The organism is Chromohalobacter canadensis (assembly GCF_034479555.1).
In the GTDB taxonomy this organism is placed as follows: domain Bacteria; phylum Pseudomonadota; class Gammaproteobacteria; order Pseudomonadales; family Halomonadaceae; genus Chromohalobacter; species Chromohalobacter canadensis.
In genome coordinates, this window is sequence record NZ_CP140151.1 from 3391816 (window position 1) to 3409363 (window position 17548).

15 protein-coding genes are annotated in these 17548 nt (G+C 49.7%); all 15 read left to right on the forward strand.

What is annotated here, in order from left to right; all coding sequences use genetic code 11:
• The first annotated feature begins 28 nt into the window (after window positions 1-28).
• The 15 genes from SR908_RS15800 (at window position 29) to SR908_RS15870 (ending at window position 17532) form a co-directional block, all read left to right on the forward strand.
• Window positions 29-1390, forward strand: a complete 1362-nt coding sequence (locus SR908_RS15800; protein WP_040244555.1) for an IS1380 family transposase — start codon at window positions 29-31, stop codon at window positions 1388-1390.
• A gap of 264 nt (window positions 1391-1654) precedes the next feature.
• Window positions 1655-2038: a hypothetical protein gene (locus SR908_RS15805; protein WP_322527371.1), complete on the forward strand. Its 384-nt coding sequence runs from the start codon at window positions 1655-1657 to the stop codon at window positions 2036-2038.
• A 1-nt stretch (window position 2039) separates the two neighbouring features.
• Window positions 2040-3122: a dTDP-glucose 4,6-dehydratase gene (gene rfbB, locus SR908_RS15810; RefSeq protein ID WP_246926066.1), complete on the forward strand. Its 1083-nt coding sequence runs from the start codon at window positions 2040-2042 to the stop codon at window positions 3120-3122.
• Between the two features lie 8 nt (window positions 3123-3130).
• Entirely contained in the window at window positions 3131-4009 is an 879-nt protein-coding gene (rfbD, locus tag SR908_RS15815; protein ID WP_246926063.1) for a dTDP-4-dehydrorhamnose reductase, read from the forward strand.
• A 61-nt stretch (window positions 4010-4070) separates the two neighbouring features.
• The gene (rfbA, locus tag SR908_RS15820; RefSeq protein WP_246926060.1) at window positions 4071-4943 is read left to right on the forward strand and encodes a glucose-1-phosphate thymidylyltransferase RfbA; all 873 of its coding nucleotides are present in this window, start codon (window positions 4071-4073) and stop codon (window positions 4941-4943) included.
• 38 nt (window positions 4944-4981) lie between these two features.
• Entirely contained in the window at window positions 4982-5536 is a 555-nt protein-coding gene (gene rfbC / locus SR908_RS15825; protein WP_322527372.1) for a dTDP-4-dehydrorhamnose 3,5-epimerase, read from the forward strand.
• 15 nt (window positions 5537-5551) lie between these two features.
• A complete protein-coding gene (locus tag SR908_RS15830; RefSeq protein WP_246925709.1) occupies window positions 5552-7330 on the forward strand; it encodes a LamG-like jellyroll fold domain-containing protein in 1779 nt (592 codons plus the stop codon).
• Between the two features lie 17 nt (window positions 7331-7347).
• On the forward strand, window positions 7348-9549 hold the full coding sequence (locus SR908_RS15835; protein ID WP_246925717.1) for a glycosyltransferase: 2202 nt from the start codon (window positions 7348-7350) through the stop codon (window positions 9547-9549).
• Between the two features lie 30 nt (window positions 9550-9579).
• The gene (locus tag SR908_RS15840) at window positions 9580-10527 is read left to right on the forward strand and encodes a hypothetical protein (RefSeq protein ID WP_246925724.1); all 948 of its coding nucleotides are present in this window, start codon (window positions 9580-9582) and stop codon (window positions 10525-10527) included.
• A 104-nt stretch (window positions 10528-10631) separates the two neighbouring features.
• Window positions 10632-10925 carry a DUF1153 domain-containing protein gene (locus tag SR908_RS15845; protein WP_322527401.1) on the forward strand — a complete coding sequence of 98 codons (294 nt, stop codon included), beginning with the start codon at window positions 10632-10634 and terminating at the stop codon, window positions 10923-10925.
• Window positions 10926-10942: 17 nt separating this feature from the next.
• Window positions 10943-11725 (forward strand): IS3 family transposase, encoded by a 783-nt coding sequence (locus SR908_RS15850; protein WP_281505546.1) that lies wholly within the window; start codon window positions 10943-10945, stop codon window positions 11723-11725.
• A gap of 412 nt (window positions 11726-12137) precedes the next feature.
• Window positions 12138-12926 (forward strand): sulfotransferase domain-containing protein, encoded by a 789-nt coding sequence (locus tag SR908_RS15855; RefSeq protein WP_246925733.1) that lies wholly within the window; start codon window positions 12138-12140, stop codon window positions 12924-12926.
• A 386-nt stretch (window positions 12927-13312) separates the two neighbouring features.
• Window positions 13313-14479, forward strand: coding sequence for a nucleotide sugar dehydrogenase (locus SR908_RS15860; RefSeq protein WP_246925744.1), 1167 nt, complete (start codon window positions 13313-13315; stop codon window positions 14477-14479).
• A gap of 3 nt (window positions 14480-14482) precedes the next feature.
• Complete coding sequence (locus SR908_RS15865; protein WP_246925747.1) at window positions 14483-16093, forward strand: phosphohexomutase domain-containing protein; 1611 nt, start codon at window positions 14483-14485, stop codon at window positions 16091-16093.
• Entirely contained in the window at window positions 16090-17532 is a 1443-nt protein-coding gene (locus SR908_RS15870; RefSeq protein WP_246925749.1) for a glycosyltransferase, read from the forward strand. Before SR908_RS15865 ends, SR908_RS15870 begins: the two co-directional genes overlap by 4 nt.
• Window positions 17533-17548 lie beyond the last annotated feature (16 nt).

A 17548-nucleotide genomic window follows, 5' to 3' on the forward strand; every position in this document is an offset into this window, starting at 1 on the left:
GAATATCGCCATTCACCCAGACAGTGCCATGCCCAACGTCAAGTTCCGCGCCAGTCGCCGCACCCTCACCAGCCACGCCGGGCTGTCCATCATCGGGCAATGCTTCGAGATCGCTGGCGTCGACAGCATCGACAGCCGCTTCCCCACCACGCTGGGCATGCGCACCAGTGACGTGATCAAGAGCTACCTGGGCCTGCTGTGTCTGGGCATGAGCGACTATGACGCTGTCGAGAACTTCCGCCGCGACAAGCCCTTCCAACAACTGCTGACCCTGCAGAAGGTGCCGAGCGCGGCGACGCTGCGACAGCGGCTGGAGAAACTTGCCGCCAACGACCTGCAGGCGCGCACCGCCACCTGGTCCACGACCCTGCTGTCACTGATCGAAGCACCGATCACCGCCGAGACGACGCACGTCTGCCTGGACATCGACACCTTCGTCATGGACAACAGCAACTCGAAGAAGGAAGGCGTCTCGCGGACCTACCAGAAGGTCGATGGCTACACCCCGATCGCCGCCTATCTGGGCAACGAAGGGTGGTGCCTGGGTCTGGAACTGCGGCCTGGCAAGCAGCACACCATGAAGGAGAGCAACGCCTTTCTGGAGCGGGTACTGCCTCGCGCCCAAGGCCTGACCAAGCAACCGATCCTGTTACGCGAGGACAGCGGCTTCGACAGCCAGGCGCACCTGGCGCTTCTCGAACAGCAGCGCCAGGTCTTTGCCGACGAGGGGCGCCGGCTCGACTATGTCGTCAAATGGAACCCGCGCGGCTCGGCCACGGCGGATCAGGATACCTGGTTGGCTGTGGCGGCGGACTACTGGGAAGAGCTGCGTCCTGGCAAGCGCCAGGCGCTGTGGACGCAGACCGTCTCGATCCACGACGACAACAAGACCGAATACGTCGTCCAACGCGTGATGCGCCTGGTAGAGCGCACCGCCGATCGCGATGGCCAGTTGCTGCTCGAACCGGACTATGAGTTGGAAGGCTGGTGGACCAGCCTGGACGAGGCGCCGGAGGCGGTGATCAAACGCTACCAGGCGCATGCCACCCACGAGCAATTCCACAGTGAGATCAAGACCGATCTCGACCTGGAGCGGCTGCCGTCGGGCAAGTTCGCCACCAACGATCTGATCCTGCACCTCGCCCAGCTGGCCTACAACATCCTGCGGCTGATGGGGCAGCTGGGCATGACCGGCGAGCTGAGCCCGGTGCGCCATCCCGCCAAGCGGCGCCGGATCCGCACCGTGCTACAAGAGCTGGTGCATCGTGCGGCGCTCGTGATTCACAAGGCGCGGCAGATCATCCTCGACTTCGGGCAGGACATCGGACGCATGACGGTGTTGAACACCTTGCGAAGCCGCCTGCGCTATCCCCGAGGCACGCCATGCTGATCGTCTGTCGGACAAAGGCACCACGCAGAGAGCTGACGGTCATCGGCAGCCAGTATCAGCGTGCCCGGCGGGTAGAAATGCCTGTCAAAATGGGCTGCTCTCGTCGGTCAGCGTCGCCATGGTTGGTCCTCCCCGGTATGCGTTCAGCGGTTGAGACGGAATCGGCGGTCAGAAAATGCTCGCTGGCGGTGATAGGGGAAGTGTCGGCGCTGGCTTCACGGAATCAGGTACCTTTCCCTAGCCATTGGTAGCCTGACGCCACAGATGGAACAGACGCGACTCGTACTGCTCCAGACCTTGGAAGAGATCGGCTATCGGCTGGAACACGTGCTGACACAGTCTGATCAACTGGTTTACCACGCTACAAGCGTTGGGCAGGCATCGCGTGATTTGAAAAAGGCCCTTGAAGCAGCGGAAAGAGATCGCCAACGGCTTGAGAAACTGCAGACCAGCAACAGTGAATTACAGCAGGAAAATCGCCAGCTAAAAGCAGAAAACGAGGAAATTCATCAGCGTCAGCAACAGCTAGAAGAAGAGCTGCGTAAAGCGGAGGTCCAAGTCGAATTGATCAAAGAGTTATTTCTCAACGAAGGCGAAGCCCTGGAAAAAACACCAGATCGAGAAGAAACGCAAGAAAAGGATGCGTGACATGGCCAAGACGTTTCTTGTCACTGGCGGCGCTGGTTTTATCGGATCGGCAGTCGTGCGTGAGTTAATCGCCAGCACTGGCCATCGCGTGGTGAACGTCGACAAGCTGACCTATGCCGGCAACTTGGAATCTTTGGAAGCCGTGTCCGAGAGCCCTCGCTATAGCTTCATCCAGGCCGACATTGGCGATGCCCAAGCGATGCACCAAGCTTTCGAGCATCACCAGCCCGATGTTGTGATGCATCTAGCTGCCGAGAGCCACGTAGACCGTTCTATCGATGGCCCGGCCGAGTTCATCCAGACCAATGTGGTGGGCACCACGGTGTTGCTGGAGGCCGCGCGCAGTTATTGGAAGGGTCTGCAGGAGCAGAATCCGGCCAAAGCTGAGGCTTTTCGCTTCCACCATATTTCCACCGACGAAGTGTATGGTGACCTGGATGGGCCAGAAGGCTTCTTCACCGAAACAACCTCTTATTCCCCCAGTTCTCCGTATTCAGCCAGCAAGGCTGGGTCCGATCACTTGGTGCGTGCCTGGCAGCGAACCTTTGGCCTGCCGACCCTTATCACGAATTGTTCCAACAATTACGGTCCTTACCACTTCCCCGAAAAACTGATCCCGTTGATGATCCTCAATGGGCTGGATGGTAAATCGTTGCCCGTCTACGGCAATGGACAGCAGGTTCGCGACTGGCTTTACGTGGAAGACCATGCGCGTGCGTTGATTAAAGTCGCGTCAGAAGGAACGGTAGGCGAGACCTACAACATCGGTGGTCATAACGAGAAGACCAATCTCGAGGTCGTCGAAACGTTATGCCAGCTGTTGGATGAGCTCGTGGGCACCGCACACCTCAAGCCTGGTACCTCGCATCTGGAGCTCATTACTTTCGTGACGGATCGTCCTGGCCACGACCTGCGCTACGCGATTGATGCCGGCAAAATCGAGCGTGAACTCAGCTGGCGCCCACAAGAGACTTTCGAAAGCGGCCTGCGTAAAACGGTACAGTGGTATTTGAGCAATGAGACTTGGTGGCGACGCGTGCAGGATGGCAGCTATCAAGGCCAACGTTTGGGGATGGGAGCTTAAGTCCAGCGATGAATATTTTTTTAACGGGAGCAAATGGCCAAGTTGGCTTCGAACTTGAGCGTCAACTCTCACTTCTAGGCCATGTATTGGCGCCTAAGCGCCAGGAGCTGGACCTTTCAGACGCTGAAGCAGTAGAGACTTGGTTGAAAAGCAACCGCCCTGAATTAATCGTCAACGCGGCTGCCTATACAGCAGTGGATAAGGCGGAAAGCGAGCCAACTTTGGCCCAGCGCTTGAATGTCGAGCTTCCAGCACAGCTTGCGGCTTACTGTGCCGATCACCAGATACCGTTGGTGCATTATTCCAGCGATTATGTATACCCAGGCGATGGTGAGCAGTACTGGCAAGAAAGCAGCGAGCCGCGACCTTTGAGCGTTTACGGCCAGACCAAGCTCGAAGGTGACCGGGCTATCGAGGCCAGCGGATGCCGGCACCTGATCTTCCGCACTAGCTGGATTTACAGTGCCCGTGGCAATAACTTCATGAAAACCATGCTGCGCCTGGGGCGTGAGCGTGAGGCTCTTTCCGTCGTGGCGGACCAGATCGGCGCCCCGACCCCGGCTCGCTTGATCGCTCAGGTAACCAGCCTGGCCTTAGAGCAGCAACTTTCCAGCGGGATTTATCATCTAGCCCCACGCGGTGAGACCAGTTGGTGCGGTTTTGCGCGCGAGATCTTTCGCTTGGCGGCTTCTCACGGCGAGCAGCTCGCGATATCGCCCGAAATGGTCGATGCGATTCCTACCGCTAATTACCCAACGCCGGCTGCTCGCCCACTCAACTCGCGGCTTGCGCTGGAAAAGCTGGAGCGTGAGCTTGAGCGAAAGCTGCCTGAGTGGCAACCCCAATTGGCGCTAACGCTAAAAGAACACCTGGTTGGATCAAGCTGATCGTTATCAGGTTCTCCAATTCACTCAACACTACTTTCATTATTCGCTAGGGGAATGTGGCATGGCGCGCAAGGGCATCATTCTTGCCGGTGGTTCCGGTACCCGTCTGCACCCCATCACTCGGGGTGTTTCCAAGCAGTTACTGCCTATCTATGACAAGCCGATGATCTATTATCCGATCTCGGTGCTGATGCTGGCAGGCATTCGTGAAATTCTCATCATCTCCACTCCGGAAGATCTTTCGCAATATGAGAAGCTATTGGGAGGCGGTGAAGAGTTCGGTTTGAGCTTGGAGTATGCCGTGCAGCCGACGCCGGACGGTCTGGCGCAAGCCTTCATCATCGGAGAAGATTTCATCGGTGATGATGCAGTTTGTTTGGTGCTAGGTGACAATATCTTTCACGGCCAACATTTCTCCGATCAGCTTAAGCGAGCCAGCGAGCAAGCCAACGGTGCGACGGTATTCGGTTACTTGGTCAAGGACCCCCAGCGTTTTGGGGTAGTTGAGTACGATGAGCAAGGTAAGGCTATTTCAATCGAAGAAAAGCCTGACGAGCCGAAATCTGAATACGCCGTAACGGGGCTTTACTTTTATGACAACGATGTGGTGGACATCGCCAAGACTGTTGAGCCATCGGAACGTGGTGAGCTGGAAATCACCAGCATAAACAACACGTATCTACAGCGCGGCGACTTGACGGTAGAACGACTGGGGCGTGGCTTCGCCTGGTTGGATACCGGCACCCACGATAGTCTACTGGAAGCCTCGCAATACGTGCAGACCATAGAGCATCGCCAAGGTCTAAAGGTAGCCTGTCTAGAAGAAATCGCCTGGCAAAATGACTGGATCACCAAGGAACAGCTTGTGAATTCAGCTGAGGCGCTTAAAAAGACTGAATATGGACAGTACCTCCTGCGTCGTGTTGGGGCATAGCACTCAATCTATTCCAAGTTTATAAGAGGAACAGCGTAATGCAGTTTCAGCCTCTGGAAATACCTGATGTCGTTCTGATGACGCCCAAAGTCTTTGGCGACGAGCGAGGCTTTTTCATGGAGACCTTCCGTCAAAGTGAATTTGAAGAACACTGTGGTGCTTATACCTTCGTACAAGAAAATCACAGTAAATCCAAACAAGGCATTCTACGTGGGCTACACTACCAGTATGAAAAGCCCCAAGGTAAGTTGGTGCGTGTCACGCAAGGCGAAGTTTATGATGTTGCTGTAGATATGCGCCAGAGTAGTCCGACATTTGGAAAATGGGTGGGAGTTCACCTGAGTGCTGAAAACAAGCAGTTACTGTGGGTTCCACCGGGTTTTGCTCACGGCTTCTACGTGATCAGCGAGAGCGCTGAGTTTCAATACAAATGTAGTGACTACTACAATCCTGGTGATGAATGCTCTCTACAGTGGAACGAGTCCATTTTAAAAATTGACTGGCCTCTGGTGCATGGTCATAAACCGCAGCTTTCCACTAAAGATGAAGCGGGGCAGGCGATGGAATGGGAAAAATGCCCGAAGTTTATCTAAGCGAGTAACCAAGTTATGTATCAAGCCATTTCAGATCCCAGAAAATATATAAAAAATATAACAAGTATGTATTGGCACGCGATTAATTTGTGGCAAGCAGGGGACTGGGAGGCTTTAAAAGAGCTGGATGCTGATCAGCTGGATAATGAGTATGAAAAGCAGGATGTTCAGCTTTTCAAGCTGGTTGCTTATCTGCAGAACAATGAAGTGATACAAGCAAAGAAGCTATTGCGCGAAAAATTTGGGAAGTCATCCGTTCCTTTGCGACGAGCGGTGTTAGCTTCCGTTTACAATGTCTTGGGAAAAGCTAGAGCTTTACAAGACAATCGAGCTAAAGCAGAAGAGCACTACATAGCTGCACTCAATCTGAGCGGTGGTATTAATCTACCACTGTCTGTTTACAAAACACGTGTGCTAGAACAAAACGCACAGGTAGGGTTAGACGAAAAAACCACAGAAATTCAATGTGAACGATTAAGTGTTGAGCTTGAACATACACAAAACAGACCCTTTAATGAGGACTTGACATTTTGTTTATGGCTCAACCTGAGAAGCTGGCCTCAAGAGTGGACGCAAATAGTAGGAAAATTGAAAACTGACACTGAAAATGAATTTTGCTTGCGGATAAAAAATAAATACGAAGGCCAATTTTACTGCGGGAAAAAAGGGAAGGCAGTAGTATTAAATTCTTGGGCTCCAAATGATTCGTTTAAGTTGAATAGATGGGTGCATCTAGCTGTTGTAAAAGAGAGCGATAAAAATAGTCGACTATACGTGGACGGGATTATTCGTTCTGAAAGAGACATTTCAGGGATGGGAGGTGCAGATATTGTTGCTAGCAAAGTAGAACTTTTAGGAAATAAGAATTCTGGCCGCTCCCTAGATGCTAATGTTCAAAAATTTTATCTATATGATAGAGCCCTGTCATCTTCTGATATCTGCCAATTGATGAGAGAGCTACCGCCAAAATTAAATATGGATCATGCTGAGGGTGAAATAAGCTACACGGACAACATTCTGCCAATGGATAATTTAGCCCTTAAGCGTGCTATGCAGATCAGATCTTCAGCGGCTTCTCGTGTTCGTTCACTGGATTACCACAAACTCATCGATGCGCTGCCAGGTAAGATGCTCACTCTGGTTGTTGTAGGTGCTAATGATGGCAAGTACAACGATCCACTTTTTGAGTATGTGCGCACTACTAAAAGAGATACCCAACTGCTATTGGTTGAGCCACAATCTCAATTAATTACCTACCTTAAAGAAAACTACGCCTTTCATCCGAATGCACATATTGTTAACTGTGCTATTGAGGGAAAAGGACAGCTTACACTGTACCGCGTTAAATCAGAATACTGGAAAGAGTTGAATGTACCTTATGCCAGAGAAAGGAAATGGCCGATCTATAGGGCTCCCAGCGGAGTAACATCTGCTAATAAAAATCATGTCAAACAGTGGCTGAAAAAGCATCTTGCAGCTGAAAGCCTAGAAGATGCCATTGAAGAAGTGATTGTTCCTTGCGAATCGCTGTGTACCTTGCTTAAAGAAAAAGGATTTAGTCGAGAGATCGATCTTTTGCAAATTGATACAGAAGGTTTTGATGATGCCATCATTTACTCAACCTTATCTGATGGAATAAAGCCTAAAATTATTTATTTTGAAGCGAATCATTTTAGTTTTTCCAGTGTTCAGAGGTTATACAAATTTCTGGAAGAATGTGGTTATCGTGTTTTTCAAGCCGCTGAGAATGCTATTGCATTGGCTGAAGATGTTGATTTTTGTTACGAATATTAAAAGAGCTAAGGGGTTTTATGAGTTATCTAAAAAAAGGGAATTCTGCTTTCAGGAACCAACAGCTTAAAGAAGCTGTAAATCTATATGAAAAGGCGGCAGAAGAAAACCCAGCGGTATCTTTTTTTTCTGATTTTAATATAAAATTGGCAAGAAGAAAGATAGCATCGACTTCTTTTTCATTTCCAAGTAAAAGAGAGTTAGTCAGTACGAATGAAGTTTTAGGCCAAAATTTAGTAAATAATATTGAGTATTACTCAAAAAACCATCCTGCGGCACCTTACCTACTAAACCATCAGCTTTACACTGTAGATATAGTTATACCTGTTTATAATGCGCTTGAAGATGTTAAGCGCTGTCTTGAGTCTGTAGTTAAGCATACAGATAATTTCAGAATTACGACCTATATCGTAGATGATGCGTCAGAGGAAAATACCACCGCTTTTCTACGAAGCTTTTGTAAACAGCACAAAGGCTTTGAGCTAATTGAACATAAGAAGAACTGTGGTTATACCAAAACCGTTAATGATGGGTTGAAAGCTTCTAAATCGGACTATGTAGTTACGTTGAATAGTGATGCCATTGTTACCAAAGGCTGGTTACAAGGGTTAGTACGTTGTATGAGAACAGGTGACAGGCTAGGTATTGTTGGTCCCTTATCGAATGCTGCAAGCTGGCAGAATGTACCGGCGCTCTATGATAAAAATAACCAGTTTGCTGTCAATGAATTACCTCATGATATGACACCAAATGATATGGCGGAATTGGTGCTAAAAGTATCTAATCACCTTTATCCGCGTGTACCATTTGTTAATGGCTTCTGTTTCATAATTACTAAGGAAGTTATTGAAAAAATAGGATATCTGGATGAGGCCACGTTCCCGACTGGTTATGGAGAAGAGAATGATTACTGCCTGCGCGCTGCCCAAGCGGGGTTTGAGTTAGCCATAGCGGACGATACATACGTCTTTCACGCTAAATCGAAAAGTTTTGGCCATGAAAAGCGTAAGGAATATTCCAAGAAGGGTTCAGCCAGCCTGAAAGCGAAGCATGGTGACGAGAAGGTGAACAGCTTAGCTGGCCAAATTCGGGATATGAAGGTTTTTCAAAATATTCGCGATAAGGTTGAAAATGGACTAGCGTTTAGAAACACATGTAAAGAATACTCTGATCCCCTGCAAAAAAGAGTTCTATTTTTACTGCCCGTGTCTGGTGGCGGTGGTGGGGTCCATTCTATTGTGCAGGAAACCATAGGGATGCGTCGAATCGGGGTGAAGGCTAATATAGCTGTACCCCAAAAGCATCGCCATAAATTTTTGAAAGTTTATGAGGATGTTGAAGATCGGGAAGATATTTTTTTAGGGTTTGAAGATACAGATTTGATTGATATCTCAGGGGGGTATGACGTAATCATTGGGACTATTTACACTTCGATGAAGCTCGTGGAAAAGATAAGCCAAGTAAATAAGGAAATAATACCAGCCTACTATATCCAAGATTATGAACCACTTTTTTCGGAGCCTGGAAGTAACTCTTGGAAAGAAGCCTACGATTCTTATAAGCTATTGCCCCACGCTATATTGTTCGCCAAAACGGACTGGATATGTGAGAAAATTTTTGACGTTCATGGTGTGAAAGTTAAAAAAGTTTCTCCAAGTATAGATCATGATATTTATCACCCTGATGTATCTGCTAAGGCCAAAGCTGGTTTGAGCGATAAGCTCGTTATGTCAGCCATGATCAGACCAAAAACCCCTCGGCGTGGTGCTGAACGAACCATGCAATTCTTGAAAAATTTGTTCGATGAAATGAACGAAAATATTCATATTGAGATATTTGGTTGTGAGGAAAGTGATCCACGGTTTCAAAAATTGGAGCGCGATTTTACATATCACAATTATGGTGTGTTGACCCGTGAAGGAGTCGCTTCTATATTGAAACGCTCAGATTATTTTGTAGATTTTTCTGATTACCAGGCTTTTGGGCGTACTGGATTAGAAGCAATGGCATGTGGTGCTGCAGTTATGATTACTAAATTCGGCGGGGTAGAAGAGTACGCTCAGGATAATAGTAACTGCATGCTTTGTGACGTATTTAGCGAAGCTTACGGTCGTTTTGACTTTAATCGTTTATCCTCTGTTATGAAGAAAAATGCTATTTTAACCGCCTCGGAATACTCAGTGCATAAAGCTTCTGTAACTATATTAAATGCGCTTGCGTAACTGTATTTTATTAAATTAAAAGGTGTTTTGATGTGTGATGATAGGCTATTGGTTTACGTATTTGCTGACAAAGAATACGAAATTTTTGTGCTTCCTTATATTTTCTTTTCGTTAAAATATAATAAAGATGCCATTGTGGAAGTTGTTCTTGACGATCATGATTCCCCTTTGTTGAAATCGTGTCGAGGGGTTGAAGTTTTATATGAGCTTTATGGTGATAGGTTTGTTATTAGAAAAAGCCAGCTAACTGGCCGAAATTATATCAATTTAAATGCAAGAAGGTTTGTTGAAGAGCCTGAGAGTGTTGCAAAATATATATATATTGGTGATATTGATATCATGATTATGGATGATATCAAGTCAAAGCATCTGGATCTTATCAAAGAGCATAAAATCCCATTTTCTAATATAATAAGAAACCCTGAAGACAGTAAAAAACGACTAACGGGACTACATTTCTCAGAATATAATAAATTATATCCACTTCCTGATCTTTCCGATCTAGATCTTCTTAGGAATAATGACGAGCATTTGTTATATTTGATTGTAAGTCGAAAAGGTTATATGGTTCCAGCCGACTTTAGGGAACGGCCAGAATTAGGTGTTCATATGTCTCTTTCTAGGGACCCGCTGGGAAGAACAAGCGGGCCTAAACAACAAACATATCAGCGAAAAAGTATTGGTTGGGGTGGGAGTGGGTATTATCAAGAGTTCCAAGAAACTATCACTGCCAGTGACTTTAAGGTTCTTGAGGATCACCTCGACGTAAGGTTTAAACTATTTGTTCTTATTTTAGAGTCAATTATTAAAGAAAGGTTTGATGACCTTGCTAAATTTGGGCTTGGATATTTAGTCGATAGGTCAGCTTTTATTCAAAGCGATATGTATAAATTAAAGGATGTTTTAAAATATAACTATGGCATTGAGGAAATGCTTGCATTCCCCTTGAGGAAGGAAATTAAAAGTTCTGTAAAATGATGTTCACTTCCAGTAAGCAGAGAAAATGTTGAAGTGACCCCCTCCACAGCTGCACAGGCTATAGTGCAGTCACCAGGAGGAGAAGATGAACGACGACACCCCCAATCAAGCGATGGACCGCGAAGCGCAAAGCGTCTGTGGTCATGGACATCTTCAAGGGCAAGACCACGGTCGCTGAGGTCGCGCGACAGCATGACCTCACCGTCTCCGAGGTCGAAAGCTGGATCGATGAAGCCCAGCGCAACATGGAGAACGGGGTCAAGGCCCGTCCCAAGGATATCCGCGAGCAATACGAGTCCGACTTGCGGGAAACCAAGGAGGCGCTGGGCGAGGCCCGCTTGCAGATCTACGCACTAAAAAAGTGGCGTCTCCTGCTCGACAAGGACGAGAACTCGTAAGGTCGTTGCAGGCGGAAATGGCCCAGGAAGGCCACGTGGTATCACTGGCCAAACTTTGCCGCTGGTTGGGCTTCCCACGGCGAAGTCTGTATTACCGGCCAAAGGCCCGGCCTCGTGTCGTTAATACGGAACTGACGGCCCGGGTGACGCTGGAACGCTTTCCTAGCTACGGCTATCGTCGGCTGGCGTGCGTGCTGGGTGAGAACCGCAAGCCGGTCCAGCGCATCCTGCAGCTCAAGGGCTGGCAGGTGCGCAAGCGACCGCAGGGCTTCCGACCTCGCGCCAGAAGCTTGCCGTCGATCACCTCACGGCCAGATGAGCGCTGGGCCACGGATCTCACCCACGTGTGGTGCGGTAAGGATCGGCGGGCCAGCCTGGCGGTCATCATCGACTGTTGCACGCGTGAGATCCTCGGTTGGCGGTTATCGGACAATGGTAACAGCAAGACAGCGGAGGCCGCCTTGGAGGAAGCACTGATTTATCGGCTGGGGGCGCTGGGACGCGTTCAGCAACCGCTGGCACTTCGCTCCGACAACGGGCTCATTTTCAGTAGCCGCCACTACACGGGCACGGTAAAGGCCTATGGCCTCACGCAGGAGTTCACGACGCCGTATACACCGGAACAGAACGGGCTCGTGGAGCGCTTCTTCCGGTCCTTGAAGGAGGAGTGCATCTGGCTTCATCGTTTCGAATCGCTGGGCCAAGTCAGGGTCGTGATCCATCGCTGGATCCGGTACTACAACGAAGAGCGGCCACATCAGTCTCTGGACTACGTGGCCCCCGAGCACACCCCGCATTAACGGCGTAGGGTGTGCAGAAACTAAGGGGGGGGGGGGCATTACAATGTGTTGCTATGGTGAAGTGCCCCTCTCCAAAGTTGCATAGGATATAGAGAAGCCATCAAAAGGACAGGATGCGCGACAACCTTCCCATCAATCGATGGACCGTGAAGCCGCAAGGCCGCCAAGGTCATCGATATCTTCAAAGGTAATATCACAGTTGGTGAGGTGGCCCCAGTATGATCTCGCTGTCTCCCAGATTGAAAGCTGGATTGAAGAAGCCCTACGCAGCATGGAGAACGGGTTTAAAACCTTTCTTAAGGATATGTAGGCGTTCAGAAAGCAAAGGGCATACATTTTCTATATCGGCTACTAAGTAAATACTCTATTTTTACTCAAAGTATACATCCGCAGTGCAATAAGGGACGTTCTTATGCAAAAACCTAATTTTTTATGTATTGGTGCCCAGAAGTCTGGTACTACATGGCTTCACCATTGGTTTTCACAGAGAGAAGATTTGTACGTACCCTCAAAAAAAGAGCTAATGTTCTTTGACGTAGAGGCAAATTATAGGAAAGGAAGTGAGTGGTATTATAATTTTTTCGAAGATGTTAAAAAAGAGACAGTAATCGGAGAAGTTACTCCAGGCTATATGTGGGTCTCTTCCAGTTATCCTGAATGGAATCCTCCAAGTGAATTTAGGCAGGCTATACCAGAAAGGATTTACGCGAACCTGGGTCCTAATGTAAAAATTGTGGCAATCTTGCGTAATCCCATTGATAGGGCAATGAGCGCATTTATGCACCATAAAAAGAAAAATCGTATAAATGAGTCAGAAAGATTTTTTGATGTTGCCCATAAATTTGGCATCGTGCATATGGGTTTTTATTATGCCCATCTTTTAAGATATCTTGAGACTTTCTCCAGTAATAACATCCATGTGGTTAGTTACGAAGAGTTCTTTTCTAACTCCGAGGCTAGGCGTGATCTGTCAAAGTTCCTAACAGGGATTGCGGATGATGGCAGTCAATACCTTGCCAAAGGTGTTCATAGAGGGCTTGGATTTACTAGGGGCGTGAATGGTGTAATGGATAATCAGGAAAACAAAATAGCCGACCGGACTGATATAGAAAAATTGACAAGTCTCTATAGTGATGATGTTGCACATCTAAGAGAGCAGTTCAAAATTGACACAAGTAAATGGCATGAATTTAAGGGCTAAAGAAAACTCATGTAAACTATCCCTTTTTTTGAGGTGCACAGGCTATACTGTAATCAGGAGGACAGAAAGAATGAGCGCCGGGCCATGGATCTCACTCACGCAGGAGTTTACGACGCCGTATACACCGGAACGAGCATGGGCCCGTCGAGCGCTTTTTTGATCCTTGAAAGCAGATGTATCTGGCTGCTCTATTTCGAATCGCTGGGCCAAGCCATGGTCGTAATTAACCGCTGGGCCAAATACTACAATGACTAAAAGCTACATAAGTCTCTGCATATATGGCACCTCGAGCATGCCCAGCTTAACTGCGCAGAGTGTGAAGAACCAGTGGGATATGTAGAAGCTTGAAGCTTATACGTTACTGCGAAAGAACTAAGGAGTTGTAAGTGAAAGTCGCTATTGCCGGTACTGGCTATGTAGGCCTGTCCAACGCCATGCTGTTGGCGCAGCACAATGAGGTCGTTGCTCTAGACATTGTGCCTGAAAAGGTGGAGTTGCTTAATGACAAGCAATCTCCCATCGAGGATGCGGAAATCTCTGAATTTCTCGCCAATCGTGAACTGAACTTTACGGCGACTTTGGATAAAGAACAGGCGTATCGTGATGCCGACTACGTGGTGATCGCTACGCCGACGGATTATGATCCGGAGACTAACTACTTCAATACGTCTAGTGTCGAAGCCGTCATCCAGGATGTGATGAGCATCAATCCTCAAGCGGTGATGGTGATCAAGTCCACGGTGCCGGTTGGATACACGGTTGAAGCTTGTGAAAAGTTCGGCACTCAGAATCTGATGTTTTCTCCGGAATTTCTGCGTGAAGGTAAGGCGCTATTCGATAACCTGCATCCTTCGCGCATTATCGTTGGGGAGCGCTCTGAGCGTGCCGAGACCTTTGCCGGCTTGCTGAAACAAGGCGCAGTAAAAGAAGACGTGGCAGTGTTATTCACCAATAGCACTGAGGCAGAAGCAATCAAGTTGTTCGCCAATACCTACCTGGCGATGCGCGTGGCCTACTTCAACGAGCTGGATACCTACGCCGAGACCCATGGCCTGGACGCGCGTCAGATCATCGAGGGGGTAGGGTTGGACCCACGTATCGGTAGCCACTATCACAATCCTAGCTTTGGCTATGGCGGGTATTGCCTGCCCAAAGATACCAAGCAGCTATTGGCCAATTACGATGAAGTACCCAACAATATTATCCAGGCCATCGTCGAGGCTAACCGTACCCGCAAAGACTTCATCGCGGAGTCCGTGCTGCGCCGTAATCCCAAAGTGGTGGGTGTTTACCGGCTGATCATGAAGTCAGGCTCCGATAACTTCCGTGCCAGCGCAATGCAGGGTGTGATGAAGCGCATCAAAGCCAAGGGCATTGAAGTGGTCGTTTTTGAACCTGCGCTGGAAGAGAAGACCTTCTTCGGCTCACGGGTGGTTCATGAATTGGAGACTTTCAAATCCGAGGTGGATGTGATTCTCGCTAACCGCATGGTGGAAGAGCTGAGCGATGTGGCTGAGAAGGTGTATACGCGTGATTTGTTTGGGAGTGATTGACAAATGGTAGAGGGCGAAACGGCGATATCAGTCGAGGCTGTCGTGAGGGCGTTTCATGAAGTCAGGCCCCATCCAGAGAAGGTGGAACAGCGGGTTAGCTTCGGCACCTCAGGGCACCGTGGCAGCTCTCTCGTGGGATCTTTCAATGCGAGCCATATCAGCGCTATCGCTCAGTCGGTCGTCGACTATCGCCAGAAGGCGGGCTATAGCGGTCCTCTGTTTCTGGGACATGACACGCATGCGCTGTCTCAACCTGCTTGGGAGATCACGCTTGAGGTGTTGATTGCCAATGGCGTGGACGTTTGTGTCGATGGTCAGGAGGGCGTGGTAGCGACGCCCTTGGTCAGTCGGGCCATTCTGCAATTTAATGCCGAGCATGACTCACAGCGCGCGGATGGGTTGATTATTACGCCTTCACATAATCCTCCTGAGGACGGGGGGATTAAGTATAATCCCGCCCATGGGGGGCCTGCAGAGGGAGAGGTGACGGCTTGGATTGAGCGTCAGGCCAACGTCTACCTCACTCAAGACTTGCAGGGGGTGAAGCGGATACCGTTGGCCAAGGCGCGTGAGCGTGCTCGGCCCTACGATTTCGTCGAGACCTATGTGGCAGGGCTTGACCAGGTGGTGGACATGACCGCGATTGCCGCGTCAGGTCTGAAGTTGGGCGTGGACCCCATGGGGGGTACGGCGCTACCGATTTGGCAGGCAATAGCGGAACGCTACAGCCTGGATGTCTCCATCGTGAACGATCAGCAATCCCCTGATTTTGCGTTTATGCCACCGGATCATGATGGCAAGATCCGCATGGATTGTTCTAGCACGGCTGCTATGGTCAACCTGCTGGCCATGAAGAACGATTTCGACTTGGCTTTTGGCAATGACCCGGATGCCGATCGCCATGGCATCGTCGATGCCAATGGTTTGATGAATCCCAATCATTTTCTGGCGGTGGCCATCGATTACCTGTTAGCGCACCGTGATGGTTGGTCTGCTGAGTTGCAGGTCGGCAAGACACTTGTGTCTTCCGCCATCATTGACCGCGTGGTGGTAGGGCGAAAGCGCGCTATATATGAGGTGCCGGTGGGATTCAAATGGTTCGTGGAAGGTCTGTATCAGGGATGGCTGGCATTTGGCGGGGAAGAAAGCGCTGGTGCTAGTTTCCTGACCCAGGATGGGCGGCCATGGTCTACGGACAAGGATGGCATCATTCTCTGCCTTCTCGCGGCTGAGAGTATGGCAGTAACGGGCAAGTCGCCGAGTCAGGCGTACCAAGTGCTTACTCAGCGATACGGTATACCTTTTTATCAGCGGCTGGATGCCCCTTGTAGCGCTGAGCAGAAAGCCGCCTTCAAACGCTTGAGCTCGGATCTTTTTGAAGGTGCGACTCTCGCTGGTGATGCCATTGAAGATATTCTGGTGGCGGCTCCCGGCAATCACGCACCGATTGGCGGCGTCAAAGTCGTCACTGCCCGTGGCTGGTTTGCCGCTCGCCCTAGCGGTACAGAGTACCTTTACAAGATTTACGCCGAGAGCTTTGTAAGTGAGCAGCATTTGAAGACCTTGGTTGATGAGGCTCAGCGGTTTCTTGATCAGGCGTTGACGACCTCATGATGCGGCCAACTGGCGGTACTGCGTTGCAGAAAGGCAACGCCGCTTTGCGCGAGGGCAGTCCTCAGGATGCCATACAGCATTATTTGCAAGCGATGTCACGTCATGAGGGTGATATCTCCCCCTTTGTGAGTATGCTGGAGGGCAATCTCGAGTTGGCACGACAACACTACCGGCAACGGCGTCGTGAAGCTCGGCATCGAGGTAGTCCTCAACGGGTGGCGGTCTGTGGCTGGGAGCTTGCCCACAACCCTGCTGGCCGGGTGCTTACCTTAGTCGACATTTATCGACGGGCAGGCGCTAAGGTGGAAATTATCGGTTCGATTTTCCCACGGTGGGGGCGTGAACCATGGCCACCCATGCGCGGCATGGCGACGCCTTGCCATACGTTGTTGGTGGAAGATGAGGCGAACTTCATCAGTCACGCATTGCAATTGGTGGCGAAGCACCCCTACGATCTCGTGCATCTCTCAAAGCCACGCTTCCCAAACTTGGTGTTCGGGTTACTGTATGAATTGGTATGGGGCGCCAAGGTGGTGTGGGATATCGATGACGAGGAGCTAGGTTTCGTGCAGGCAACCGACTCCTTGTCATTGCAGCAGGCGCTGGATGGCCGGGGCCGGTTGCCGCCACTAGAGAAGCTTCATAATACCTTCTGGACACGCCTGGCAGTGGGCCAGACCTCGCGTTTTGCAGCGGTAACGGTGTCGAACCCTGCACTGCAAGCGCGATATGGTGGCGAAATCATTCCGCATGTCCGAGACGAGACACGCTTCGTCCCTAGCAAGGCTCGTAGGGCGATTGCCCGACGGCGGTGGGGAGTGCCAGAGCATGACAAAGTGGTACTGTTCTTTGGTACGCCGCGTAAGCACAAAGGGCTTTTGGCGACAGCACGAGCTATTGCCTCCCTTGGTAGAGATGACCTTTGGTTCGTGATTGTAGGCGATTTCCCCGACGCTTCTCTCAAAGAGGAGCTGCTCTCGATAGACGGTGTGCAGTACCGTTTTATCGGCGGCCAGCCCTATCAGAGCATTCCAGATATCGTCGCGTTGGGTGATTATACGGTTCTACTGCAAGAGTCCAGCTCTTTGGTGGCGCAGTATCAACTTCCAGCGAAACTGGTAGATGCCCTGGCGATGGGGCTAGTGGTTTTTGCGCAGGTGACACCATCAACACAGTGGTTGGCCGACCGAGGCGCTATTGTCCCAGTGACTGCTGATACGCTTGGAAGTATATTGGCTTCCAACATAGAAGGATCTGGTTGTAACGCTGGCCAGGATGTTGAGAATCGAGGGTTCTTTGAAAAAGAATTGAGCTTGAATAAAGGAGTGGATGTGATTGTTCCAGTCGCTAGGTTCGCTGAAAGTGGCGCTTCAAATACGAGCTGGAAAGGTCAATTAACGAATCTTTATTCTGGCGACATTGCTGGGTTTTTAACTTGAGTTGTATGGAATATAT